At 62.8% G+C, this 23,397-nt stretch carries 19 protein-coding genes; 10 read left to right on the top strand and 9 right to left on the bottom strand.

Annotated elements, in window-relative coordinates:
- Window positions 1-16: 16 nt before the first annotated feature.
- Entirely contained in the window at window positions 17-940 is a 924-nt protein-coding gene (locus WDB88_RS04990) for an alpha/beta hydrolase (RefSeq protein ID WP_339109103.1), read from the top strand.
- Here WDB88_RS04990 and WDB88_RS04995 read toward each other — a convergent pair.
- Complete coding sequence (locus tag WDB88_RS04995; protein WP_339109104.1) at window positions 891-2,420, bottom strand: YifB family Mg chelatase-like AAA ATPase; 1,530 nt, start codon at window positions 2,418-2,420, stop codon at window positions 891-893. The genes WDB88_RS04990 and WDB88_RS04995 overlap by 50 nt on opposite strands.
- 314 nt (window positions 2,421-2,734) lie before the next feature.
- On the opposite strand from WDB88_RS04995, the gene WDB88_RS05000 reads away from it, so the two are divergent.
- The 5 genes from WDB88_RS05000 (at window position 2,735) to WDB88_RS05020 (ending at window position 8,299) form a co-directional block, all read left to right on the top strand.
- Entirely contained in the window at window positions 2,735-3,613 is an 879-nt protein-coding gene (locus WDB88_RS05000) for an RNA polymerase factor sigma-32 (protein ID WP_339109474.1), read from the top strand.
- A 184-nt stretch (window positions 3,614-3,797) separates the two neighbouring features.
- Window positions 3,798-5,003 (top strand): bifunctional phosphopantothenoylcysteine decarboxylase/phosphopantothenate--cysteine ligase CoaBC, encoded by a 1,206-nt coding sequence (gene coaBC / locus WDB88_RS05005; RefSeq protein ID WP_339109105.1) that lies wholly within the window; start codon window positions 3,798-3,800, stop codon window positions 5,001-5,003.
- Window positions 5,000-5,452, top strand: a complete 453-nt coding sequence (dut, locus tag WDB88_RS05010; RefSeq protein ID WP_339109106.1) for a dUTP diphosphatase — start codon at window positions 5,000-5,002, stop codon at window positions 5,450-5,452. Before coaBC ends, dut begins: the two co-directional genes overlap by 4 nt.
- On the top strand, window positions 5,453-6,223 hold the full coding sequence (locus WDB88_RS05015) for a HesA/MoeB/ThiF family protein (protein ID WP_339109107.1): 771 nt from the start codon (window positions 5,453-5,455) through the stop codon (window positions 6,221-6,223).
- A gap of 57 nt (window positions 6,224-6,280) precedes the next feature.
- Window positions 6,281-8,299 (top strand): M3 family metallopeptidase, encoded by a 2,019-nt coding sequence (locus tag WDB88_RS05020; protein ID WP_339109108.1) that lies wholly within the window; start codon window positions 6,281-6,283, stop codon window positions 8,297-8,299.
- 43 nt (window positions 8,300-8,342) lie between these two features.
- Here the strand turns inward: WDB88_RS05020 and WDB88_RS05025 are convergent, their stop codons facing one another.
- Window positions 8,343-9,233, bottom strand: coding sequence for a cation diffusion facilitator family transporter (locus WDB88_RS05025; protein WP_339109109.1), 891 nt, complete (start codon window positions 9,231-9,233; stop codon window positions 8,343-8,345).
- Window positions 9,234-9,311: 78 nt separating this feature from the next.
- Window positions 9,312-9,779: an SH3 domain-containing protein gene (locus WDB88_RS05030; RefSeq protein WP_339109475.1), complete on the bottom strand. Its 468-nt coding sequence runs from the start codon at window positions 9,777-9,779 to the stop codon at window positions 9,312-9,314.
- A 311-nt stretch (window positions 9,780-10,090) separates the two neighbouring features.
- Here WDB88_RS05030 and WDB88_RS05035 point away from each other — a divergent pair, with 311 nt between their 5' ends.
- Window positions 10,091-11,077 (top strand): D-glycerate dehydrogenase, encoded by a 987-nt coding sequence (locus WDB88_RS05035; protein ID WP_339109110.1) that lies wholly within the window; start codon window positions 10,091-10,093, stop codon window positions 11,075-11,077.
- Between the two features lie 6 nt (window positions 11,078-11,083).
- Complete coding sequence (locus WDB88_RS05040; RefSeq protein ID WP_339109111.1) at window positions 11,084-12,544, top strand: glycosyltransferase family 39 protein; 1,461 nt, start codon at window positions 11,084-11,086, stop codon at window positions 12,542-12,544.
- A gap of 102 nt (window positions 12,545-12,646) precedes the next feature.
- On the opposite strand, the gene WDB88_RS05045 is transcribed toward WDB88_RS05040, so the two are convergent.
- Both WDB88_RS05045 and WDB88_RS05050 read right to left on the bottom strand, forming a co-directional pair.
- Complete coding sequence (locus WDB88_RS05045) at window positions 12,647-13,714, bottom strand: PRC-barrel domain-containing protein (RefSeq protein WP_339109112.1); 1,068 nt, start codon at window positions 13,712-13,714, stop codon at window positions 12,647-12,649.
- Window positions 13,715-13,867: 153 nt separating this feature from the next.
- Window positions 13,868-14,617, bottom strand: coding sequence for a hypothetical protein (locus tag WDB88_RS05050; protein WP_339109113.1), 750 nt, complete (start codon window positions 14,615-14,617; stop codon window positions 13,868-13,870).
- A 230-nt stretch (window positions 14,618-14,847) separates the two neighbouring features.
- On the opposite strand from WDB88_RS05050, the gene WDB88_RS05055 reads away from it, so the two are divergent.
- Window positions 14,848-17,352, top strand: a complete 2,505-nt coding sequence (locus tag WDB88_RS05055) for an FAD-dependent oxidoreductase (protein ID WP_339109114.1) — start codon at window positions 14,848-14,850, stop codon at window positions 17,350-17,352.
- 33 nt (window positions 17,353-17,385) lie between these two features.
- Here the strand turns inward: WDB88_RS05055 and WDB88_RS05060 are convergent, their stop codons facing one another.
- Both WDB88_RS05060 and WDB88_RS05065 read right to left on the bottom strand, forming a co-directional pair.
- Entirely contained in the window at window positions 17,386-18,210 is an 825-nt protein-coding gene (locus tag WDB88_RS05060; protein ID WP_339109115.1) for a GH25 family lysozyme, read from the bottom strand.
- A gap of 97 nt (window positions 18,211-18,307) precedes the next feature.
- Window positions 18,308-18,643 (bottom strand): carboxymuconolactone decarboxylase family protein, encoded by a 336-nt coding sequence (locus WDB88_RS05065; RefSeq protein ID WP_339109116.1) that lies wholly within the window; start codon window positions 18,641-18,643, stop codon window positions 18,308-18,310.
- 177 nt (window positions 18,644-18,820) lie between these two features.
- Between WDB88_RS05065 and WDB88_RS05070 the strand changes: the two genes are divergently transcribed.
- Window positions 18,821-19,258 (top strand): hypothetical protein, encoded by a 438-nt coding sequence (locus WDB88_RS05070; RefSeq protein ID WP_339109117.1) that lies wholly within the window; start codon window positions 18,821-18,823, stop codon window positions 19,256-19,258.
- Between the two features lie 53 nt (window positions 19,259-19,311).
- Here the strand turns inward: WDB88_RS05070 and carB are convergent, their stop codons facing one another.
- The gene (gene carB / locus WDB88_RS05075; protein ID WP_339109118.1) at window positions 19,312-22,644 is read right to left on the bottom strand and encodes a carbamoyl-phosphate synthase large subunit; all 3,333 of its coding nucleotides are present in this window, start codon (window positions 22,642-22,644) and stop codon (window positions 19,312-19,314) included.
- Between the two features lie 231 nt (window positions 22,645-22,875).
- Entirely contained in the window at window positions 22,876-23,115 is a 240-nt protein-coding gene (locus tag WDB88_RS05080; RefSeq protein ID WP_339109119.1) for a hypothetical protein, read from the bottom strand.
- Window positions 23,116-23,397: the final 282 nt, after the last annotated feature.

Genomic DNA, 23,397 nt, shown 5'->3' on the forward strand with positions numbered 1-23,397 from the left:
ACGGGGAAGCCGGCGAATGAGCGCGCGTGTGCAGCTTTTCAATCTATTTCTGCGCCATTTGGTCAAACGCCGGTTTCGCAAGATTACAGGGCCGCAAGAGGCCCGCGCCGCCCTCGAGGCGGGCACCCATCGTCTGCCGATCCCGCCCGCGCTTCTGGTGCTGCGCCGCGATCTGGGGCAGGTGGCGGCGTTGTCGGTGCGGGCGGGGGCGATCACCGATTACGATCATGTCGTGCTGTATCTGCATGGCGGGGCCTATCTGGCGGGGTCGGCGTGGCATTACCGCGGGCTGGCCGGAGAGATCTCGCGGCATCTGGGCTGCGAGGTGGTATTGCCCGAATACCGTCTGGCCCCCGACCATCCCCTGCCTGCGGCACCGGAAGATGCGCTGGCGGCATGGGACGGGTTGCTGGCCAAAGGCTTTCGCCCCGACCGTATCGCGATTGTGGGGGATAGTGCGGGCGGGGGGCTGGCGCTTGTGCTGCTGGCGGCGCTTTGTGCGCGTGGCACGCCGCCCGGCGCGACCTGTGTGATGTCGCCCTGGACCGATCTGACGGGGCAGGGCGCGTCCATGCGCGACAATGCCGAGGCCGACCCGATCCTACCGCCAGAGCAGTTTGGCACGCTGGTTGACTGTCTGCTGGCGGGGATGGATCCGGAAGATCCGCAGGTCTCGCCGCTTTATTCGCGCTTCGAGGGGGCAGGGCCGGTGCTGATCCAGCACTCCCTGACCGAAATCCTGTGCGATGACAGTCTGCGCATGGCGGACCGTCTGCGCGGTTTCGGGGTGGAGGTGACAGTGCAGAGCTGGCCCGATACGCCGCATGTCTGGCAGATGTTCGCCCGCTACCTGCCCGAGGCGGAAGAGGCGATAGAGGACCTGTCGCGCTTCATTCGCCGCGCATGGTCTGCGGCCCCCCGAACAACAGCCGGTAACTGATGGCCTCGGACAGATGCGCCTTGCGGATAGGCTCTGTGCCCTCCAGATCGGCGATCGTGCGGGCCACGCGCAGGATGCGGTGATAGCCCCGCGCCGAAAGCCGCAGGCGCTGCGCGGCCTTTTCCAGCAGGGCGGCCCCTTCGGCATCGGGGCGGGCCACCGTGTCCAGCAAGACGCCGCTGACATCGGCATTGGCGTGGATCTCGGGACAGGCGGCATAGCGCGCAGCCTGTGCCTGACGGGCCTGCGTCACGCGTGCCAGAACGCGGGCGCTTGGTTCGCCGGCGGGGCGGGCGGCAAGCTCTGTATAGGCCACAGGGGGCACCTCGATGCGCAGGTCGAACCTGTCCAGCAGCGGCCCCGACAGTTTCCCCAGATAATCGGCACCACAATCGGGCGCACGGGCACAGGCGCGGGCGGGGTCGCCCAGATGGCCGCAGCGGCACGGGTTGGCCGCCGCCACCGCCAGAAAACGGCTGGGATAGGTGAGATGCGCATTGGCACGCGCAACGCTGACCTCGCCGGTTTCCATCGGCTGGCGCAGGGTCTCCAGCACATCGCGCTGGAATTCGGGCAGTTCGTCCAGAAACAGCACCCCGTTATGCGCAAGGCTCATCTCTCCCGGTGCGGCCCCGCGCCCGCCCCCCGTAAGGGCCGCTTTCGAGGCCGTATGATGTGGCGCACGATAGGGGGCCGCGCGCGACAGCCCGCCCTCGGGCAACTGCCCCGCCACCGACTGGATGACCGAGGTCTCGAGCGCCTCTGCCGGTGTCAGCGGGGGCATGATGCCGGGCAGGCAGCGCGCCAGCATGGATTTGCCCGCGCCCGGTGGCCCGACCATCAGCAGGTGATGGCGACCGGCGGCGGCGATTTCCAACGCGCGGCGGGCGCGTTCCTGCCCCTTCACGTCTGTCAGATCATAGCGCGGGGCATCGGTTTGCGCATTGGCAGGGACGGCTGGTACCAGCGGCGCAGCCCCCGACAGATGACGCACCATCGCATCCAGATGCGCGGCGGCAAAGACCAGATCCTTTCCCGCCCAAGCTGCCTCCGAGGCGCAGGCGGCGGGGCATAGAAGCACGCGGTCATGGGCGGCCGCAGTCATGGCACTGGGCAATGCGCCGGGCACCGCGACCAGCCGCCCGTCCAGAGACAGCTCGCCAATCGCCACCACCTGCGCCGCCTCCTCTTTGGGGATAATCCCCATTGCCGCCAGTAACGCCAGCGCAATGGGCAGGTCGTAATGCGCTCCGGTTTTGGGGAGATCCGCCGGTGCCAGATTGACAGTGATCCGTTCCAGCGGCAGCGCGATGGCCAAAGCCCCCAGCGCGGCCCGAATGCGTTCGCGCGCTTCGCTGACGGCCTTGTCCGGCAGGCCGACAATGGAAAAGCCCGGCAATCCTGGCGAAAGGGCGCATTGGATCTCGACAGGCAGAGCCTCCACGCCTTCGAAGGCTGTGGTGTAAATCGTTGCAACCATAAGATGCCCCTTGGCGGATGGCGATATGCCGAGTGTAAAGACAATCAAATTTCGCGCAATGGTTGCGTTACGCGCCGGAAGACGCCGATGCAGAGGATTTTTCTTGCTGGCAAGGCTTGACCCGCAGGAATGTGTCTAGAGGTCTGACGTTAAAAGAAAAATTGCCGTCGTTTTGGAAAGAACGGCGTGATTTTCCCGAAAAGGTTAAAAATCTTTTCCAGTTTCACGGAACCGTTTCGCTGCCGGTGCATTGTCAGATCATGAAACGGATTTGAATGCGGGCGCCAGTCTCGCTCAGGATCGGGAGATAGATGATGGCACTCGATGGTATGACCGATGAAACCCTGCCGCGCCGCGCGATGAAGGCCGAGTTTCTGGATGCGGAGACCGAGCTGGAATTGGCGAAAGCATGGCGCGAGAGCCGTGACGAGGTGGCCCTTCATCGTCTGATCAATGCCTATATGCGTCTGGCGATCTCGATGGCAGCCAAGTTCCGCCGCTACGGGGCCCCGATGAACGATCTGATCCAGGAGGCCAGCCTTGGTCTGATGAAAGCCGCCGAGAAATTCGACCCCGAACGTGGTGTGCGGTTCTCGACCTATGCCGTGTGGTGGATCAAGGCCTCGATCCAGGAATTCGTGATGCGCAACTGGTCAATGGTGCGCACCGGCTCGACCTCCTCGCAAAAAGCCTTGTTCTTCAATATGCGCCGCGTGCAGGCGCAGATCGAACGCGAGGTCGAGGCCGAGGGCGGCAAAATCGATGCAGCCAGCCTGCGCAAGCGCGTGGCCGAGGAAATCGGCGTGCCGCTGGCCGATGTCGAGATGATGGAAGGTCGTCTTTCGGGCAGTGACTTCTCGTTGAACGCCACGCAATCCTCCGAGGATGAGGGGCGTGAATGGGTCGACACGCTGGAAGATGAAAACGCCGATACGGAGGGCAGCGTTTCCGCCAATCAGGACGGTATCACGCTGCGGGCGTGGCTGGGCGAGGCGATGGGCCGTTTGACCGAGCGCGAGCGTTACATCATCCGCGAGCGCCGTCTGATCGAGGATCCCCGCACGCTTGAAAGCCTTGGCCAGGAGCTGGGTCTGTCGAAAGAGCGCATTCGCCAGCTTGAAGCGCAGGCCTTTGGCAAAATGCGCAAAAGTCTCGAGATGCACGGGACCGAGGTGCAGACCTATTTTGCCTGACCGTCCGGATTTCTCCGTCGTAATCAGTGGCTCCCTTTTACGTTCTCCCTGTTGAACTTGGCCCGGCGCTTGCGTCGGGCTTTTCTTTGGCGGGGGAGTTCGTGAATGGCGTGGCATCTGCGGGTGCTTGCACGGCTGGGGCAGGTGGCTTAGATCTGAAGGCCGTTTTCTGCGGAGAAAGATCATGCTGAACGGCAAACGCATTGCTTTGATCATCGGTGGCGGCATCGCGGCCTTCAAAGTGCCCGAGATGATCCGTGCCCTGCGCGCCGAGGGCTGTGCGGTGACGCCGATCGTCACTAAGGCGGGCGCCGAATTCGTGACGCCGCTGACGCTGTCGGTGGTGGCCGGAGAGCCCGCGCATGAAGATCTGTTCGATGTCTCGCGCGAGGCCGAGATCGGCCATATCCAGATGTCGCGCAATGCCGATCTCTTGGTCGTGGTGCCCGCGACCGCCGATCTGATGGCGAAGATGGCGCAGGGGCTGGCCAATGATCTGGCCTCGACGCTGCTTCTGGCGACCGATAAGCCCGTGCTGATCGCGCCCGCGATGAATGTGCGCATGTGGGACCATCCCGCGACACAGCGCAACATCCGCCAGCTTCAGGCCGATGGGGTGCGCTTTGTCGGGCCGGTCGAGGGGCCGATGGCCTGTGGAGAATTCGGAGAGGGGCGCATGAGCGACCCCGCCGAGATTATCGCCGCGATCCGTGCCGCGTTAACCGAAGGGCCGCTTTCGGGCCGCCATATCGTGGTGACCTCGGGGCCGACGCATGAGCCGATTGATCCGGTGCGCTATATCGCCAATCGCTCCTCGGGCGCGCAAGGGACGGCGCTGGCCTGTGCTTTGCGTGATCTGGGCGCGCAGATCACCTTTGTCACGGGGCCTGCCTCGGTGCCGCCGCCCGCAGGCGTGAAGGTGGTGCGGGTGGAGACCGCGCGGCAGATGCAGACAGCCGTGCAAGAGGCGCTGCCTGCCGATGCGGCGGTCTGTGCCGCAGCCGTGGCCGATTGGCATGTGCTCAATGCCGGTCAGCAGAAGATGAAGAAGGACGGCACGGGCCGCGCGCCCGCGCTCGAATTCGGTGAGAACCCCGATATTCTGGCGCAGGTCTCGCAGATGCCCGAGGGGCGGCCCGCCTTGGTGGTGGGCTTTGCAGCCGAGACGGAAAAGGTTATGGAGCACGCGACCGCCAAGCGGGCGCGCAAGGGCTGCGACTGGATCGTGGCCAATGATGTCAGCCCCGCAACCGGTATCATGGGCGGCTCCGAAAACGCCGTGACGATTATTGATGCGCAGGGTCCCGAGACCTGGCCCCGCCTTGCCAAGGAAGAGGTCGCCCGCCGTCTGGCGCTGCGCATCGCTTCCGCTTTGACGACGAAGGAATGACGATGGAAATCCGCTTCAAACGCGCCGAGGGCAATCTGGACCTGCCCCTGCCCAGCTATGCGACCGCCGGTGCGGCGGGTATGGACCTGCGCGCCTTTCTGCCCGACGGGCCGATCACCTTCGAGCCCGGGCAGTTCGAATTTATCTCGACGGGTTTCCATGTGGAGCTGCCCGCAGGGACCGAGATGCAGATCCGTCCGCGCTCGGGTCTGGCGCTGAAGCACGGGTTCATCATCCCCAATAGCCCCGGCACGGTGGACGAGGATTATCGCGGCGTGGTGCAGATCGGGCTGATGCTGCTGGGCAAGGTGCCGTTCCGTATCTCGCATGGCGACCGGATCGCGCAAGCGGTGATCGCGCAGGTGCATCGCTTTGACGTGACCGAGGTCGAGACCCTGTCCGATACCGCGCGCGGTGCGGGGGGCTTTGGCTCGACGGGTATCGGCTGAATGGCGGCCTTCTCCGACCGCGAGCTGGAACGCTACATGCGCCATATCCTTCTGCGGGAGGTGGGCGGCACGGGCCAGCGGCGGTTGAAGGAGGCGCATGTGATTGTGGTGGGCGCAGGCGGGCTTGGCGTGCCTGTGCTGATGTATCTGGCGGCCGCAGGGGTGGGCCGGATCACGGTGGTCGATGATGACCTTGTGTCGCGCTCGAACCTGCAGCGGCAGGTGATCTATACCGAAGCCGATATCGGCCAGCCCAAGGTGGCAGTGGCGGCCCGCTGGCTTAGGGCGCAAAACCCCGATGTCGAGATTGTGCCAATCAATGCCCGTCTGACGGCGGAAATAGCGGCTGATATGTTCGAAAACTGTCAGCTGGTGATTGATGGCTGCGATAATTTTCCGACCCGCTATCTGGTCAATCAGGCCTGTGTCGCGGCCCGCGTGCCGCTTTTGTCAGGCGCGATCACGCAATGGGAGGGGCAGCTCTCGCTTTATGATCCGGCGCATGGTGCGCCGTGTTTTGCCTGTGTCTTCCCCGAACCGCCCGCCGAAGGGCTTGCGCCCAGCTGTGCCGAGGCGGGCGTCATTGGCGCTTTGCCCGGCGTTCTGGGCGCGCAAATGGCCGCCGAGGCGATCAAGGAGATCACGGGGGCGGGCCAAAGCCTGCGCGGGTCTTTGCAGATGGTCGATATCCTCTGGGGTGAAAATCGCCGCATAAAACTGACCCGCGCTCCCGATTGCGCGATCTGCGGGGGAAAACCTCACGGCATTTGAAGCAGCCCCTTTCCATAGCCGAACCAAGCGCCTAGCTTCCTTGGAAAGGAGATCTGCATGACAAATCCGCTTCTGTCCGATTGGACCGGCCCGTTTTCCCTGCCACCTTTTGCGCAGATGGAGGATGACCAGTTCGGCCCCGCCATCGAGACCGGCCTGACCGTGGCTCGCGCCAATATCGCCGCCATTGCCGCCAACCCCGAGCCGCCGACCTTTGCCAATGTGATCGAGGCGCTGGAAGAGGCCGAAGAGCTGCTCAACCGCGTGGCGGGGCTGTTCTACACCGTCTCGGGCGCCGATAGCACGCCTGCGCGTGAGGCGCTGATGCGCGAACTGGCGCCCAAGATGTCGGCCTTTTCGTCGGAAATCATCATGAACGAAACGCTCTACCAGCGGATCGCCGTGCTGTGGCGCGCTCGGGAGACGCTGGGTCTGAGCGCCGAACAGGACCGGATGCTGGAGCTCTATCACCGCATGTTCATCCGTGCCGGAGCCGCGCTGACAGGGGCCGAGGCCGAGCGGATGACCGCGATCAAATCGCGTCTGGCGGTGCTTTACACCCAGTTCTCGCAGAACCTTCTGGCGGATGAGCGTGCGTGGTCGCATCCTTTGACCGAAGAGGATCTGGCAGGGCTTCCGGCCTCGCTGGCTGCGGCGGCGCGGGCCGCAGGTCAGGACCGCGAGGAAGACGGCCCCGTGCTGACGCTGTCGCGCTCGCTCGTGGTGCCTTTCCTGCAGTTTTCCGACAATCGGGAGCTGCGCCGGATTGCCTATGAGGCGTGGACTGCGCGGGGTGCCAATGGCAATGAGACCGACAATACCGCGCTGCTGGACGAGATCCTTGCCTTGCGCGAAGAACGCGCCAAGCTTTTGGGCTATGACAGTTTCGCGGCCTATAAGCTGGAGACCGAGATGGCGGGCAGCCCCGAGAAGGTGCGCGACCTTCTGATGGGCGTCTGGGGGCCTGCGAAGGCGGCGGCCGAGGCCGATGCCGAGGTGCTGACCGAGATGCTGCATCGTGACGGAACCAATGGTCCGCTAGAACCTTGGGACTGGCGCTACTATTCCGAAAAACGCCGTGTGGCGGAATTCGACTTCGATGAAGAGGCGCTAAAGCCCTATTTCTCGCTGGATGCGATGATTGGCGCGGCCTTTGATGTGGCCAACCGTTTGTTTGGGCTGGAATTCACTCCGATGGAGGGGCCTTTCTACCATGAGGATGTGCGCGGCTGGGAGGTCACCCGCAGGGGCCAGCATATCGCGGTCTTCCTGGGCGATTACCATGCACGCGGGTCCAAACGCTCGGGCGCTTGGTGCACGGCGATGCGCTCGCAGAAGAAGCTGGGCGGGGATACGCGCCCGATCGTGATGAATGTCTGCAACTTCGCCAAGGGCGATCCCACGCTTCTTAGCCATGATGACGCGCGGACCCTGTTCCATGAATTCGGCCATGCGCTGCATCAGATGCTGTCGGATGTGACCTATGAATTCATCTCGGGCACTTCGGTCGCGCGGGACTTCGTTGAACTGCCGAGCCAGCTTTACGAGCACTGGCTGGATGTGCCGGAGGTGCTGCAAAAACACGCTCGCCACTATCAAACGGGCGAGGCGATCCCGCAGGAGCTGCAGGACAAGCTGAAGGCTGCGGCCACCTATGATCAGGGCTTCTCGACGGTGGAATATCTGGCCTCGGCGCTGGTCGATCTGGACTTCCATGATGGCGCCGCGCCCAAAGATGCGCTGGCCCGTCAGGCGGAGGTTCTGGCAGACATCGGCATGCCCCATGCGATCCGTATGCGCCATGCGGCGCCGCATTTCGGGCATGTCTTCTCGGGCGATGGCTATAGCGCGGGCTATTACAGCTATATGTGGGCCGAGGTCATGGATGCCGATGCCTTCGAGGCCTTCGAGGAAGCAGGCGGCCCCTTCGATCCGGCGATGGCCGAAAAGCTGGAAGACTGGATTCTGTCGAAAGGGGGCTCGCAAGAGGCCGAGACGCTCTACAAGGGCTTCCGTGGCCGGATGCCGGGGGTCGAGGCTCTGCTGAAGGGCCGTGGTCTGCTGGATAAGGTCTGACCCCAAGGGGCGCCATATAGGTGGGCGGGCTTGCGGGCCTGCCCTATTTGCCAGAGCGCCAGACATCCTTATGGATGATGACATCCGCATTGGGATAGGTGTCGATGATCTTGTGCTTGAGGCGGGCCGCAATCTCATGCGCGTCCTCCAGCGTCTGCTCCCCATCCAGTTCGACATGCAGCTGCACGAACATCGTGGCCCCCGCAGTGCGGGTTTTCAGGTCGTGGAACGCGCGCACGCCCGGATGGGTGCTGGCGATATGGCGGATGTTCTTGACGATCTCGGGGGCAACAGCCCCGTCCATCAGGGCGTTCCAGCCGCCGGTGCCAATGGTCCACGCGCCTTTGAGCATCACCAGCGCCGCCAGCAGCGCCACCACCGCATCGACCTTGTGCCAGCCAAGCGATTTTGACGCCCAGAGCGCGAAGACCGCCCCAAGGGCGGGGATCATATCGCCCACATAATGCAGCCGGTCTGCTGCAACGACCTTATTGCCGGTGCTCTTGGCCACACGCCCCTGCCACCAGACCAGAACAAGCGTGAGAAGGACCGAGAAGATCATGATGGCGATGCCGGTGCCCTCGGCCTCCAGCTTGTAGCTGGCCGCGGGCATCAGCAAGCGTTCGACGGCTGTCCAGATGATGATGCCGGAAGAGGCCGCCACAAAAAGCGCCTGCCCCAACGAGACGAGATCTTCGGCAGAGCCGTGGCCGAAGGCATGGTCATGATCGGCGGGTTTGGCGGCGTAGAGGATGGTGATCAGGCCCAGAACCGAGATCAGCAGGTCCATCGCGCTATCGGCCAGAGAGGCCCCGATAGACACTGCCCCTGTCTGCCATAGCGCCCATGCCTTCAGCCCCACCAGCACCATCGCCACGGCTACCGAGGCCAGCCCCGCAGAGCTGTTAAGTTTCACGCTTTCAGAATCATACATGGGGCAGGCCCTCTTTTGGCCGATCAGCTATCTCCCTGCGCGGCAGACCTAGCCCAACCTGACAGACCGGTAAAGGCGCTAGTCGCGAATTTCGTCGGGATCGACGCCCCAGATTTCGGTTTTGCGCACCCAGCCTTCCGCGCCTTCCGCACGGATCTCGCACCAGTCATGGGTGCATTTGCCCAGATGCAGGATGGCACCGGATTCCGCGCGCGCGGTGATGGCGGCATTGTCATCGGGCTTCGCATGCAAAAGCGCCATATCCTCCTGGATGACCACGGTGCGGACCCCCGAGATCAGCGCATAATGGACCCAGCCCCCCGCGCCGTCACGGTCTTCGATCCGCCGCCAGTTGCCGTATTCGGCGGTGATCTTCAGCGGCATGCCCCGATGTTTGAAGACCCAGTCGATCCGGTGCGACAGGGAGGGGCCTCGGCGCACATTGCCGGTCGAGGTCTTCAGCGAGACATAGCGCGGAATGGGCAGGTTGGTGGCCGAACCGAGTTTGGTCTTGCCCGCATCGGCCCCTTCAGGCGCCAGATCCATCTCGGGGGTAGGGCCGTTATCCTCCTCGGACAAAAGCGCGCTTTCCTCCGGTGATTCCTGCGCATGGGAATAATGCCCGTAGACGAAAGTCAGGAAGCTGGCCGAAAGGATCGTCAGGAAGATCGCGCGCAAGGTTGCCCGTTTCGTAATCATGTGCTTGCTACCCATAGGTTAATGAGATCATCGCGCAACATAATTGCGATGATATAGCTGTTTTTGCCATTTTCTGCCTCGGCGGGTCTTGTATCTTTGACCCTTGAGGCGCAGTTTGCCTGTAAGGACGGAGAGTTGGAAGAGGGGGAGAGCAGACCATGCCGATCCAACGACTGAGTGTTGTTGTCACGCGACGGTTGCCCGAGGTTGTCGAGACCCGGATGAAAGAACTGTTTGATGTCGAGCTGCGCGATACGGATGCGCCGATGACGCGCGACGAACTTGTGGCCGCGATGAAGCGTGCCGATGTTCTGGTGCCGACCCTGACCGACAAGATCGACGCCAATATGCTGGCGCAGGCGGGCGACACCTTGAAACTGATCGCGAATTTCGGGGCAGGGGTGGATCATATCGATGTCGCCACCGCCCGTCAGCGCGGTATTCTGGTGTCCAATACGCCCGGTGTGGTGACCGACGATACGGCGGATATGACGATGGCGCTGATTCTGGCGGTCACGCGGCGGATCCCCGAAGGTCTTGTGGTGATGCAGTCGGGCCGCTGGGAGGGCTGGTCGCCCACCGCCTATCTGGGCGGTCGAATCGGCGGCAAGCGTCTGGGCATTCTGGGCATGGGCCGGATCGGGCAGGCGGTGGCGCGGCGGGCGCGTGCCTTCGGCATGCAGATCCATTATCACAACCGCCGCCGTCTGCGTCCCGAGATCGAGGGGGCGCTGGAGGCGACCTATTGGGAAAGCCTCGACCAGATGGTCAGCCGCGTCGATGTGATCTCGGTCAACTGTCCGCATACGCCTTCGACCTTCCATCTGCTGAATGCGCGCCGTCTCAAGCTGTTGAAGCCCTCGGCGGTGGTGGTGAATACCTCGCGCGGCGAGGTGATCGACGAAAATGCCCTGACGCGGATGTTGCGCGCGGGCGAGATTGCCGGTGCCGGTCTTGATGTCTTCGAAGGGCGCTCCGAGATCAACCCACGCCTGCGTGAGCTGCCCAATGTCGTGCTTCTGCCGCATATGGGGTCTTCGACGATTGAAGGCCGCGTCGAGATGGGGGAAAAGGTGTTGATCAACATCAAGACCTTTGCCGACGGGCACCGCCCGCCGGATCAGGTTCTGCCCTCAATGCTGTGAGCCTTCATGACCCGATTTCTTCAAAACGAGCGCGCAGTTTATCTCGCGCTCGTTCTGTATTTTACACTTGGTTTTCTGGTGCGGCTCTTTTGCGGGCCGGGGCTGGAACTGGACGAGGCCGAGATGGTGCTGCGCGCGCAGGATCTGGCGCTTGGCTACGGGCCGCAGTTTCCGGTCTATAACTGGTATCAGAGCCTTGTCTTCGACCTGTTCGGCCTGTCGGTCGCCTCGATTGCGGCAGCCAAATTCGCCTTGCTGGCACTGGCGGCCTGTCTGGCGGTGGCGGGGCTCCGGCGGCTGACCGGTGATCGGGCGGCAGGCGCCGTGGCGGGGCTGTCACTTGCGCTTCTGCCCGATCTGATGTGGGAGGCGCAACGCAGCCTGACACATTCGGTTGCGGTGATCGCTGCAACCACCGCGCTTATCTGGGCCTATGCCGCCGTGCTCGACCGTGGGCGCTGGCGCGATTACGGCGTGCTAGGCGTGGTCTTCGGGCTGGCCTGTCTTTCAAAGGCCAATATCTATCTGATGATCGTACCTGCCATTCTGGTGCTGTTGGCCTTGCGGCCCGCGCGGGCGGGGTTCCGGCCTTTGCGTATCGGGCGGCTGGCACTGGCGGCAGGCATCGCCGCCTGTATCGAGGGGCTGCCGCTTTGGTGGATGGTCAGCCATCCGGCCGCTGCGACGGCCTCGGGTGGCAAGTTCTATCGTGGCGACGAGTCTGCGGTTCTGGCGGTGTTGGGGGGCGAGCTGGGTGCGGTGATCCTGTGCCTGTTGTTCTGGGCTGCGATGGCCATTTTCCTGCGCCGCAGGCCAAAGGGGCTGCAGAGCGCCCGACTGGATATGGTCATTCGGGCGCTGTTTGGCCTGTGGGGTCTGGCGGCGCTGCTTATTCTGGGGGCGGCGCTGGGGATCGGGATCACCCGTCTCAGCCCGCGCTGGCTTCTGCCCCTGTCGATCTGCTTCACGATAGCGGTCGCGCTTTGGGCCTATCGCAGGGCGCCCGAGGTGGCGGGGCGGGCAATGGGCTGGACTGCGCTGGCGCTTGGTCTGGTGGTGCTGGCCGGTCTGGGCGTGACGCGCGGCCTGATGCCGTCGCGGCTGAATGCCGATGCCCCCGAGCTGGCCGCGCGGGTCGGCGCGATGGCCGATCGCGCGCAGGCGGAAGTGATCACGGGAGATAGCTGGCTGCTGGGGATGGTCGGTCTGCGCGATCAACGGGTGCGCGATGATGCCCTGCAGACCTGCCCGCACCATCCGCTGCGTCTGGTGACGGTCGAACGTGATTTTGGGGATACGGTGCCAAGCCGTGCCGCACTTCCCTCCGATGGTGTGGCCTGTCAGGCGCGATTGGTATCGCAACAACGTTTCGTGCTGCCCTCTGTGGCCCGCTGGGCACAGGAGGCGGATGGTGCGCCGGTGCGGTTGTCCGTCTGGGACTATGCGCCGGCTGTCACGCAGCCCTGAGGCCTACGCCGGTCCGGCCCAAGATGCGCGCCCTCAGGGCGCATATGGGAAAGGCCCGGAGCTGTCTCCGGGCCTTCGTTTTGTCGTGAGAGGCGGGTGGGGTCAGCCGGTATATTCGGGCATCTGCTCCAGCTCGTCCTGCGTGGCGGCCACGTGGATCGACAGGCCTTTCTCGCCCTTGGTGACTTCCATCTGGTCCGGCGTCAGCGCAACGGATTTCGCGCCCAGACCGAGGAAGCCGCCGACATTGACGATGACTTTGGTCACGCCCTGACCCGCATCGGTCACCACATCGCTGACCTTGCCGATGGTTTCGTCATTGGGGCCGTAAACCGGCTGCCCGTTCAGATCCTGCGCCGTTATCTGCGTCCAGTCGGTGATCGGGGTGCCATCGGGATTGGCCGGCGTATCCGCTGCGGATTTCATATCCGCTTTGGTATGATCGGCGGCCTGCGACATGTCATCGCCTGCCTTTTCCATCGCAGAGCCGGCCTGGGCGGTCTTATCCTTGGTCCAGTCGGCCGCCTCGCTTGCTGCGCCCGAAACGGCGGCACCGGCAGCGGCGGCCTTATCCTTTGTCCAACCGGCGGCCGAATGTGCGGCATCCGCGACATCATTGCCCGCAGCTTTCATGCTGCTGCCGGTCGTGGCGGCGGCATGGTCCATCCTGTCCATCGCGGGATCATAGGCCGGAGCCGTCTCAAGCGCGCCCTTGTCGCCTTGCATGACCAGACGGTATTCGTCGGCATTATCGCCATTGGGCACAATCTGCAGGGCATCCAGATTGACCGCCACGGTTTTCTCGCCAATGCCGAGGAAGCCGCCCACATCAATCAGCACAGCCTCGACATCGCCCCGCATGCCGATCACGACATCGCTGACTTCGCCAATATCATCCATATCGCTCTGTGCGGTGATATCGGTGGTCTTTTCGGCTGTCGCGTAGACACGCTTACCGATGAAATCCGACGCCATGACGGCATCCGGCACCGAGGCAAAGAATGTTTTACCCGCAGTCTCGGCGCTGGCCCCCGCACTGGCCTTGTCCGCACTGGCCTGGCCCGCACTGGCCTTGGGGGCCATATCGGTGCCTGCGGTCGCGTTGGATTGTGCCATGACCGGCAGGGCGGCCATAACGGTGATTGCGGTGGTTGCAAGAAGCTTTTTCATATGTCTTCTCCCTCTTCATTCTCGGAGGCCGGAACAGGTTCGCCTCGCTGTGTGAAGAGGAAAACCCCGACCTCCCCTTTTCGGGTCCATCGGGATGGGTCACAAAAAATTTAGTGATATTGGGGGCTTGAGAGGGAACCCGCCGATGGGGTTCTAAAGCTGCATGCGCAACTGGCTGGACACCAACCCCTGCGCATCGAAGACTTGCGTCCCGCCACGCGCCACTGACGAGAACGCATCGGCAAAGATCGGGCTGAGCGCTTCGTAAAGCTTGGCGGCCTGCGTCTGGCTGAGGCGGTTGGACGCGGTGTGGCTTTGTGCGGCAGGCAGGAAGCTTTCGGCGGTCTGGCGCAGCCGCTCGATAAGGTTTTCCTGCCGTGTGGCCACAATGCGGGCCTGCGCGTAGGCACGGGCGCGGCTTTCGTTTCCGGTGCCATAGCCCATCTGGGCAAAGACCGCGCTGGCCTGATCCTGAAGGTCGGCATCCAGCGGCACGGTAACGGCATTCTCCGCGATGCTGCGGCTCAGGCCAAGGCCGAGCCCCGTCGCGGGCAGGATGTCCGCACCGGGGGGCTGCGGCTGGGCGGTGGCAGAGGGGGGCGTGGGCAGGGCAGGGGCGCTTTTGGGATATGTCGCGCTGTCTTGCGGCGGGATGGCGGTCTCGCCGCGCAGGGCGGATTCGACGACAAGCCCGATCTGGGTCGTTTCCGTCGGTGCGGCGCTTTGCGGCGCCATCGTGCCCGCGCTGGTCATGCCCTGTGTCGCTGCCGCCTGAGACGATGCGGAAACCGCGCCGCTTGGTTGGGCTGTGCCCGCTTGCTGCGCGGAGGGGCTGTTCTGCTGGCTGAGCCAGAGCTTGAAGAAATAACTCAGCAGTCCGGAGAGATAGCTCGACAGGGACATGGGGGGCTCAATGGTTAAGAGGCTACTAACGAATTGTGATAAGTTTGATATAACCTCTCCCTACCTTCCGCGCGACAGATTCATGAACCATTGGTAAACGCGATCCGTGCCATATATCGCCGCCCGCGACAGGGCGCCGTGTCGTTTTTTGCCGCCAAAGGTCGGGCGCGGCGCTCCGAAGATTTGGGCTTCTGCCAGAAATGGGTGAAAGGCCAACAGGAGATGCCCCCATGAAAACCCATGTCAAAGCTTTGGTCGTCGGTGGCGGCGCCGTCGGCTGTTCGATCGCCTACCACCTTGCCAAGGCGGGCTGGAAGGATGTGATGCTTGTCGAGCGCGACGAGCTGACCGCAGGCTCCACCTGGCACGCGGCGGGTCTCTTGCCGCTGTTCAACATGGGCTATGCGACGACCCATATCCACAAATACTCGGTGGATTTCTACAAGACGCTTGAGGCCGAGACCGGTCTGAATGCGGGCTTCTCGATCTGCGGCAACCTGCGTATGGCGCAGACGCAGGACCGGATGGACGAATATCTGCTGTATAGCTCGATCGCTGAAACGGCGGATGTCTACCACGAGTTCCTGACCCCCAAGGAGATGAAGGACCGCTGGCCGCTGCTGAATACCGACGACCTGATCGGCGCGCTCTTCCACCCGCAGGACGGCTATATCAACCCCGCCGATGTGACCCAGGCCATGGCCAAGGGCGCGCGCCAGCGCGGCGTCGAGATCGTGCGCAAGCTGCAGGTCAACGCCTATAAGTGGACCGGTTCAGAATGGATCGTGACGCTTGAGAAGATGGTCGATAAGGGCGGCAACCTTGTGGGCTCGGGCGAGATGGTCGATATCCACGCCGAGCATGTCGTCACCGCAACCGGCAACCACGCTCAGCGTACCGCGCAGTTGTTGGGCATCAAGATCCCCGCGATTCCGGTGGAGCACCAGTTCATCGTGACCGAGCCCGATCCGGCGCTGCTGGCCTACCGCGAGGCAGGCAACCCCGAGCACCCCGTCCTGCGCGATTCCGACAGCAAGTGGTATGTGCGCGAAGAGCGCGGCGGCTGGATCCTTGGCCCCTATGAGCGTGGCGCTCCGGCCTGCTTCCGCCATGGCGTACCGGATACTTTCCGCGCCGATCTCTTCCCGCTGGATCTCGAGCGGATCGAGGAAGAATATATGTCGATGATCCACCGGCTTCCGACCACCGAGACCGCTGGCCTGAAAGACGATTTCAACGGCCCGATCTGCTACACCCCCGATGGCAACCCGCTGGTGGGTCCGGCTCCGGGGCTGCGCAATATGTGGCTGGCCGAAGGCTTCAGCTTCGGGATCACCGCCGCAGGCGGCACCGGCTATTATCTGGCGCAGATGATGGTGGAAGGCGAAGCCGAGATCGACATGGCCTCGCTTGATCCCAAACGCTATGGCCAGTGGATGACCAATGAATGGGCGGTCAAGAAGAACGAGGAATGCTACGAGCACGTCTTCATCCTTCACCACCCCGATGAAGAGCGCGAAGCCGCACGCCCGCTGCGCACCACGCCGAATTATGACGCCCAGATTGCTGAGGGCGCGCAGATGGGTCAGGTCAATGGCTGGGAACGCCCCAACTACTACGGCCCGAAAGATGCGCCCTCGAATTTCGACCATGACTCGCGCTCTTTCCGTCGTGGCGCATGGTGGCAATATGCCAAGGAAGAAGCTGAGGCGATCCGCAATACGGCTGGTCTGATCGACGCCTCCGCCTTCACCAAACATCTGGTGCGTGGCCCCGGTGCGACGGCCTTCCTAGACATGTTCACATGCAACAAGCTGCCGAAAGTTGGCCGCATCAACCTGACCTATGCGCTGACCCCCGCAGGCACGACCCGCACCGAATATACCATCGTGCGCATTGCCGAGGATGAATATTACCTGATCTCCGCCGGTGCATGGACGGATTACGACGCCGATTACCTCAAGAAATCGGCCGAGGACTTCCGCGCAGCGGGCGGTGACTATCTCGACATCCACGACATCACCACGCAATGGGGCGTCTTCGCGCTGGCAGGGCCCAATGCCCGTGCGATCCTCAATGAGCTTGTCGTGGATGCCGAGCCTGAAACCGTTCTGTCGAACAAGCGCTTCCCGTGGCTGTCGATGCGCAATATCGAGCTGGGCATGTGCCCTGTGCGTGCGGTCCGCGTGGCCTATACCGGCGAATTGGGTTGGGAGCTGCACTTCCCCATCGAATTCTCGCGTTACCTGTGGAAAGCGCTCAACGAGGCTGGTGCCAAGCACGGCATGAAGCTGGTCGGTGCCCGTGCGCAGAACTGGCTGCGTCAGGAGAAATCCTACCGCGCCTTCGGCAACGAGCTGGGCCGCGATGCCACTCCGCTTGAGGCCGGTCTGAACCGCTTTGTCGATCTGGAGAAAGACTTCACCGGCAAGCAGGCGATGCTGGATAAGGGGATCCGCGCGATGTGTGTCACCCTGCTGATCGACGGGCCGGAGGATGCCGATACATGGGGCCGTGAGGCGATCAAGCTGGATGGTGAGAAAGTCGGGCGTCTGACCTCGGGCGGCTATTCGGTGGCCTTCGGCAAGCAGATCGGCATGGGCTATGTACGCCCCGATCTGGCCGAGCCGGGCACCAAGCTAAGCGTGCGTATCTTGGGGCAGGACTATCCGGCGGAAGTCACCGTCGACAGCCCGCATGACCCTGAAAACGTGCGTATCCGCATGAATGGCTAAGGAAAAGGCCGCCCCTCGGGGCGGCCTTTCACATCAGGGTTGCTGGCGGGCGGTGTACCAGTTGGCCCAGCCGGTGGGAGACCCTGCGAATGCGTTCAGGTCCACCGTGCCGCCGATGCCCGGCACAATGCCGGTGCCGGTATATTGCCAGAAGGTCCAGCGCACGCCCGGATAGCGGTCACGCGGGTGATCGGCGACCGAGCGCAGCCAGAAATCATAATTGCCCAGCCGCTCCAGATCATTGTCATGCCAAAAATCGACCGTGGTATAGATCACCGGACGGGTGCCGTAATGGGCGGTCACGATATCGAGGAACGTGCGCATTTCGGCACGCACGGTTTCGGGATTGGGGAAGCGGCGGCAGGTCTTCGACTGATGGTTCCACTCGATATCCAGAACGGGGGGCAGATCGCCCGAAACCCGTTTGACGCGGCTGATATACCAGCGCGCCTGCTCTTGCGGGGTGCGGCAGAAATAATAGAAGTGATAGGCCCCGACGGCCACGCCTGCCGAGCGGGCGGATTTGGCGTTCAGCCCGTAACCCGGATCGATATAATCGCCGCCCTCGGTGGCCTTGAGCCACGCGAACCGGATGCCCGAGCTGCGGGCACGCCGCCAGTCGACCAGCCCCTGATAGCGCGCCGCATCAATCCCGTGGACCGAATAGCTGGCAGGCGCGAGATCGTCCCACGGATGGGGGGAACGGTCGCCGAATTGTAACGGAATGCCGGGCGCTGTGTAATCGGCGGGGTTGAGCGGGCTCGGGTTGACAAGTTTGCCCACCATCGGGCCGCTGCCACAGCTTGCAAGAGAAAGAGCGAGGCCAAGCGTGGCCACCAGCTTTCGGATCGAGGTCATGACCATCTCCATAAGGGATGGGGCCAAAATCTCGTATTTTTGTGGAAATGTCATCCCCCCGTGAAGGGGAATGACAATGATATATCCGGAATACGCGTTATCCTGCGAGTTCGTCCCATGCGGCCAGCGCGTGGCCCGCATACATGACCCCCGGGCCGCCGCTCATCTGGATGGCCATGCCCAGCACGTCGCCCAGTTCCTCGCGCGTGCCACCGGCTTTGCGGAACGCTTCTACATGGAACAGGATGCAGGGCTCGCATCTCTGTACCAGCGCCATTCCCAAGGCGAGCATCTCTTTTTGCTTTTTATCAAGCACACCGCCTGTCTCGACATTCTCCGACAGGGTGCGGAACCCCTTCATTGTGTCCGGAATGGCCTGCGCCATTGTCCGCAACTCGCCGCGCATGGAGGAGATCTTGTCTGAATAGCTCATAATGGTCCTCATATTTAATGGTGTGAATATGAGGCCGAAGTCCAACGGGCCGCATTGATGCAGATCAAACCCACTTTTTTGATTTTGGAAACAAACCCGAGTTTATCAATTTTTTGTCCATCATTTCGGCGCATGCTGACGGGCAGGGAGAGAGGCACGAAACGACGGGAGGGAGAGATGTTTTTACGATATGGCGCCTTGATGCTGATGGCGGGGCTTGCCTTGGGCGGGCCGTCGCGGGCAGAGCCGCGCGCCCAGCAGATCGCCACCTGTCTAGAGGCGCTGTCGGCCTATGGGGCATGGCTTGAACAGACCGAGGCCATGCGCCTTCCGGGGGTGATCAGCGGATTTTACGGCAGCCCCGCGCGCGAATTGGCGCGGGTTGATAACGGGCGGTATCTGTTGCTGGCCGAATTGGCGCAGGACCATTCCGACACCGAAATGCGCCCCTATTTCGACCACGTGGCCAACCCGTGGAAGGCGCGTCTGGCCGAGGCGGAGACGGCGGATTTCGCGGCGCTCGGGCAGGGGCTCGGGGAAGAGGTCGCAGCGTGTACCAAGGCCGTTTTCACGCCCTCCTTGGCCGGACATCGTGAAGCGTTGAACAGGCAGTAGGTCATAAAAAAAGGCGGCACCGGAGTGCCGCCCGTTTCTGGATGCAGGGCTGCTTAGGCTTGCAGCGAACGCACGATCACATCCCCTTCGGCGCGGCTCTTCATCGCGGCGACGGCTGCGATGGAACCGGCGGCCGTGGTGAAGTAGGGGATATGGTCATAAAGCGCGACCGAGCGGATTTCACGTGAATCAGAGATCGACTGCGTGCCCTCGGTCGTGTTGAACACGAGCGCGATCTGGCTGTCTTTCATACGGTCCACGATATTCGGGCGGCCTTCATAGACCTTGTTGATCAGCTCTGCTTCGACGCCTTTCTCGGCCAGCCATTTGGCGGTGCCGCGGGTGGCGGTGATCGCAAAGCCCATCGAAATCAGGTCTTTCGCAGCCGAGGCCAGATCTTCCGACTTGTCGGCATCCTTGATCGACATGAACACACGGCCCTCGGTCGGCAGTTGGGTGCCTGCGCCCATCTGCGCTTTCAGGAAGGCGCGCGGGAAGTTGCGGTCCCAGCCCATGACCTCGCCGGTCGAGCGCATTTCCGGACCAAGCAGCGTGTCCACACCCGGGAAGCGGGCGAAGGGCAGCACGGCTTCTTTTACCGAATACCAAGGGGTGATCGGATCGGCCAGCGTCATCTCGTCTGCGAAGGGCAGGTCGTCTTCGGGGCCCGCATCCGCCGGATAGGGCGCGCGCTCGGGGAAGGCCGACATCGGCTCGCCCGCCATCAGACGCGCGGCAATCGACGCAATCGCCGAGTCGGTCGCCTTGGCCACGAAGGGCACGGTACGCGAGGCACGCGGGTTGACCTCGAGCACATAGATCACGCCGTCCTTGATCGCGAATTGCACGTTCATCAGACCCTTGACGTTGAGACCCAGCGCCAGTTTCACCGTCTGCTCTTTCAGCTCGGCGATCATCTCTTTCGACAGCGAGTAGGGCGGCAGCGAGCAGGCCGAGTCGCCCGAGTGGACGCCCGCTTCCTCGATATGCTGCATGATGCCCGCCACATGGACGGTCTCGCCATCCGACAGAGCGTCCACGTCGATCTCGATGGCACCGGTCAGATAGCTGTCGAGCAGCACGGGGCTGTCGCCCGACACCACAACGGCGGTGTTGATATAGCGCTTGAGCTGATCCAGATCGCGCACGATCTCCATCGCGCGGCCACCCAGAACATAGGACGGGCGGATCACCAGCGGATAGCCCACACGGCCCGCGATTTCATAGGCTTCGGCCTCGGAATGCGCGATACCGTTGATCGGCTGCTTCAGGCCCAGATCATTGAGCAGCGCCTGGAAACGCTCGCGGTCTTCGGCAAGGTCGATCGCATCGGGCGTGGTGCCAAGGATCGGAATACCTTCCGCTTCCAGCGCATTTGCCAGTTTCAGCGGCGTCTGGCCACCGAACTGCACGATCACGCCGTGTAGCGTGCCTTTATCCTGCTCCACGCGCAGGATTTCCAGCACATGTTCCAGCGTCAGCGGCTCGAAATAGAGACGGTCCGAGGTGTCATAATCGGTCGAGACGGTCTCGGGGTTGCAGTTGACCATGATGGTCTCGTAGCCCGCATCCGACAGCGCGAAACATGCATGGCAGCAGCAATAATCGAACTCGATGCCCTGACCGATCCGGTTCGGACCGCCACCCAGAATGACCACTTTCTTGCGGTCCGAGGGGCGCGCCTCGCATTCCACATCGCCCATCGCGGGGGCTTCATAAGTGGAATACATATAGGGGGTCTGTGCTTCGAATTCGGCGGCGCAGGTGTCGATACGCTTGAACGAGGCCACAACGCCAAGGTTGCGGCGCGCGCGGCGCACCTGACCTTCGGTGCGACCGGTCAGTTGCGCAAGGCGGGCATCGGTGAAGCCCATCATCTTGATCTTGCGCAGACCTTTCTCGTCCATCGGCAGGCCGTTCTTGCGGATATCGGCCTCGGCGTCGATGATCTCGCGGATACGGTCAAGGAACCACGGGTCGAAGGAGGTCGCGGCGATGATTTCGTCATTGGTCAGCCCGTGGCGCATGGCTTGCGCGATCAGACGCAGGCGGTCGGGGGTCTGTTTGGAGATTTCCTTGATCACAGCGGCCTTGTCAGGCGCGCCTGCGATTTCGATCTCGTCAAAGCCCGACAGGCCGGTTTCCAGCGAGGCCAGCGCCTTTTGCAGCGACTCGTGGAAGGTACGGCCGATGGCCATCGCCTCGCCCACGGATTTCATCGCGGTGGTCAGCGACGGCTCGGAGCCCGGGAATTTTTCAAAGGCGAAACGCGGGATCTTGGTGACGACATAGTCGATGGTCGGCTCGAACGACGCCGGCGTGACCTTGGTGATGTCGTTGTCCAGCTCGTCAAGCGTATAGCCCACGGCCAGTTTCGCTGCGACTTTCGCGATCGGGAAGCCGGTGGCCTTGGAGGCCAGCGCCGAGGAGCGCGACACGCGGGGGTTCATCTCGATCACGACCATACGGCCATCGGCGGGGTTGACCGCCCATTGCACGTTGGAACCACCGGTTTCCACGCCGATCTCGCGCAACACGTTGATCGAATGGGTGCGCATCAGCTGGTATTCTTTATCGGTCAGCGTCAGGGCAGGGGCAATGGTGATCGAGTCGCCGGTATGCACGCCCATCGGGTCGATATTCTCGATGGCGCAGACGATGATCGCGTTATCCGCCTTGTCGCGGACCACTTCCATCTCGAATTCTTTCCAGCCCAGCAGGCTTTCATCGACAAGGATCTGCGCCACGGGCGAGGCATCCAGACCCGAGCGGCAGATGCGCTCGTAATCGTCGCGGTTATAGGCCACACCGCCGCCGGTGCCACCCATAGTGAAGGCGGGGCGGATGATCGCCGGAAGGCCGATGTGATCCAGCTCGGTCAGCGCCTGTTGCACGCCTGCGTTCACGTCGAATTTGCCATCGGCTTTCTTCGGCGCGGTGACGATGGTTGCCTTGGGGTTTTCGATGCCCAGACGGTCCATTGCCTCGCGGAACAGCTTGCGGTCTTCGGCCATCTCGATGGCTTCGCGGTTGGCGCCGATCAGCTCGACGTTGAATTTCTCCAGCACGCCCATATCGGCCAAGGCCAGCGCGGTGTTCAGGCCGGTCTGGCCGCCCATGGTCGGCAGGATCGCATCGGGGCGTTCCTTCTCGACGATCTTGGCGACGACCTCGGGGGTGATCGGCTCGATATAGGTGGCATCGGCCATATGGGGGTCGGTCATGATCGTGGCGGGGTTCGAGTTCACCAGAATGACGCGGTAACCCTCTTCGCGCAGAGCCTTACAGGCCTGAGCGCCCGAATAGTCGAATTCGCAGGCTTGCCCGATAATGATAGGCCCTGCACCGATAATGAGGATGGACTTGATGTCAGTTCTCTTCGGCATGGTGCGGTTCCTTCGATTCGGCGCATAACAAAGGGCGCGGGCCTAGATGGCCTCACGCAAATTGGTGGGGGTTATAGTCAGCCTGCGCCTCGGCGCAAGTCCTGATCTGCCCTCTTGCAAGGGGAATCCGCAAAAGCCCCGCTCCGGAAACCGGCAGGGTGCAGGGTTTGATCTGAAGGTTGGATCGGTCGGCCCGATTATTCTGCGCCTTCGGGCTGTGCCTTGCGGATTTCAGCCCGTGCAGCTTGGGTGTTCTGTATGGCTGCCGCCGTGCAAGGGGGGTACGGCGCGCATCGGCTTGAGCGGCGGATTGTAGAAGCCATCACGGGTCGGAGGCGCGTCCCCGACCACGCCCAGATCGGGGTTGAGCACGATGCGGCGCGACAATTCGGGGCCTTTTATGGTGATCTTTACGCCACGCTGCATCATGTGGCGGATAATGCGGTCCATAAGAAGGTCCCAAGGCATCATCTCTCTCCTTCGTCACTGTCGTAACCACCGGGCCTTGGCAAAACCGGCCCAGGCGTGCTGTCTTGCAGGGAGGAGCGCTTGCACGGGGCGCGGCGTCGGCCCTGTTGCAGGTGTTCGCGCCGTCAAGAGAGGAATCGAGAAGTGGCCGTGTGAATCCACGCCGGACAGGGCGGGCGGTGTGGCACAGGATGCATGTGTTTTGCCTCCTTGCCCGCTAAATAGGCATGTAACAGCGCCTGTCCGCCGCGCTGCATGGGCCTGCCGTGCACAGAAAGCACCGCA

Origin of the sequence: Thioclava sp. GXIMD4216 (assembly GCF_037949285.1) — a bacterium.
In the GTDB taxonomy this organism is placed as follows: Bacteria; Pseudomonadota; Alphaproteobacteria; order Rhodobacterales; family Rhodobacteraceae; genus Thioclava; species Thioclava litoralis.

Coding starts and splice junctions, on each gene's coding strand:
- WDB88_RS04990 (WP_339109103.1), top strand. CDS start 17: ATGAGCGCGCGTGTGCAGCTTTTCAATCTATTTCTGCGCCATTTGGTC.
- WDB88_RS05040 (WP_339109111.1), top strand. CDS start 11,084: ATGACCCGATTTCTTCAAAACGAGCGCGCAGTTTATCTCGCGCTCGTT.
- carB (WP_339109118.1), bottom strand. CDS start 22,644: ATGCCGAAGAGAACTGACATCAAGTCCATCCTCATTATCGGTGCAGGG.
- WDB88_RS05015 (WP_339109107.1), top strand. CDS start 5,453: ATGGCGGCCTTCTCCGACCGCGAGCTGGAACGCTACATGCGCCATATC.
- WDB88_RS05035 (WP_339109110.1), top strand. CDS start 10,091: ATGCCGATCCAACGACTGAGTGTTGTTGTCACGCGACGGTTGCCCGAG.
- WDB88_RS05000 (WP_339109474.1), top strand. CDS start 2,735: ATGGCACTCGATGGTATGACCGATGAAACCCTGCCGCGCCGCGCGATG.
- WDB88_RS05055 (WP_339109114.1), top strand. CDS start 14,848: ATGAAAACCCATGTCAAAGCTTTGGTCGTCGGTGGCGGCGCCGTCGGC.
- coaBC (WP_339109105.1), top strand. CDS start 3,798: ATGCTGAACGGCAAACGCATTGCTTTGATCATCGGTGGCGGCATCGCG.
- WDB88_RS04995 (WP_339109104.1), bottom strand. CDS start 2,420: ATGGTTGCAACGATTTACACCACAGCCTTCGAAGGCGTGGAGGCTCTG.
- WDB88_RS05070 (WP_339109117.1), top strand. CDS start 18,821: ATGTTTTTACGATATGGCGCCTTGATGCTGATGGCGGGGCTTGCCTTG.
- WDB88_RS05020 (WP_339109108.1), top strand. CDS start 6,281: ATGACAAATCCGCTTCTGTCCGATTGGACCGGCCCGTTTTCCCTGCCA.
- WDB88_RS05045 (WP_339109112.1), bottom strand. CDS start 13,714: ATGAAAAAGCTTCTTGCAACCACCGCAATCACCGTTATGGCCGCCCTG.
- WDB88_RS05025 (WP_339109109.1), bottom strand. CDS start 9,233: ATGTATGATTCTGAAAGCGTGAAACTTAACAGCTCTGCGGGGCTGGCC.
- WDB88_RS05065 (WP_339109116.1), bottom strand. CDS start 18,643: ATGAGCTATTCAGACAAGATCTCCTCCATGCGCGGCGAGTTGCGGACA.
- dut (WP_339109106.1), top strand. CDS start 5,000: ATGACGATGGAAATCCGCTTCAAACGCGCCGAGGGCAATCTGGACCTG.
- WDB88_RS05050 (WP_339109113.1), bottom strand. CDS start 14,617: ATGTCCCTGTCGAGCTATCTCTCCGGACTGCTGAGTTATTTCTTCAAG.
- WDB88_RS05080 (WP_339109119.1), bottom strand. CDS start 23,115: ATGATGCCTTGGGACCTTCTTATGGACCGCATTATCCGCCACATGATG.
- WDB88_RS05030 (WP_339109475.1), bottom strand. CDS start 9,779: ATGGATCTGGCGCCTGAAGGGGCCGATGCGGGCAAGACCAAACTCGGT.
- WDB88_RS05060 (WP_339109115.1), bottom strand. CDS start 18,210: ATGACCTCGATCCGAAAGCTGGTGGCCACGCTTGGCCTCGCTCTTTCT.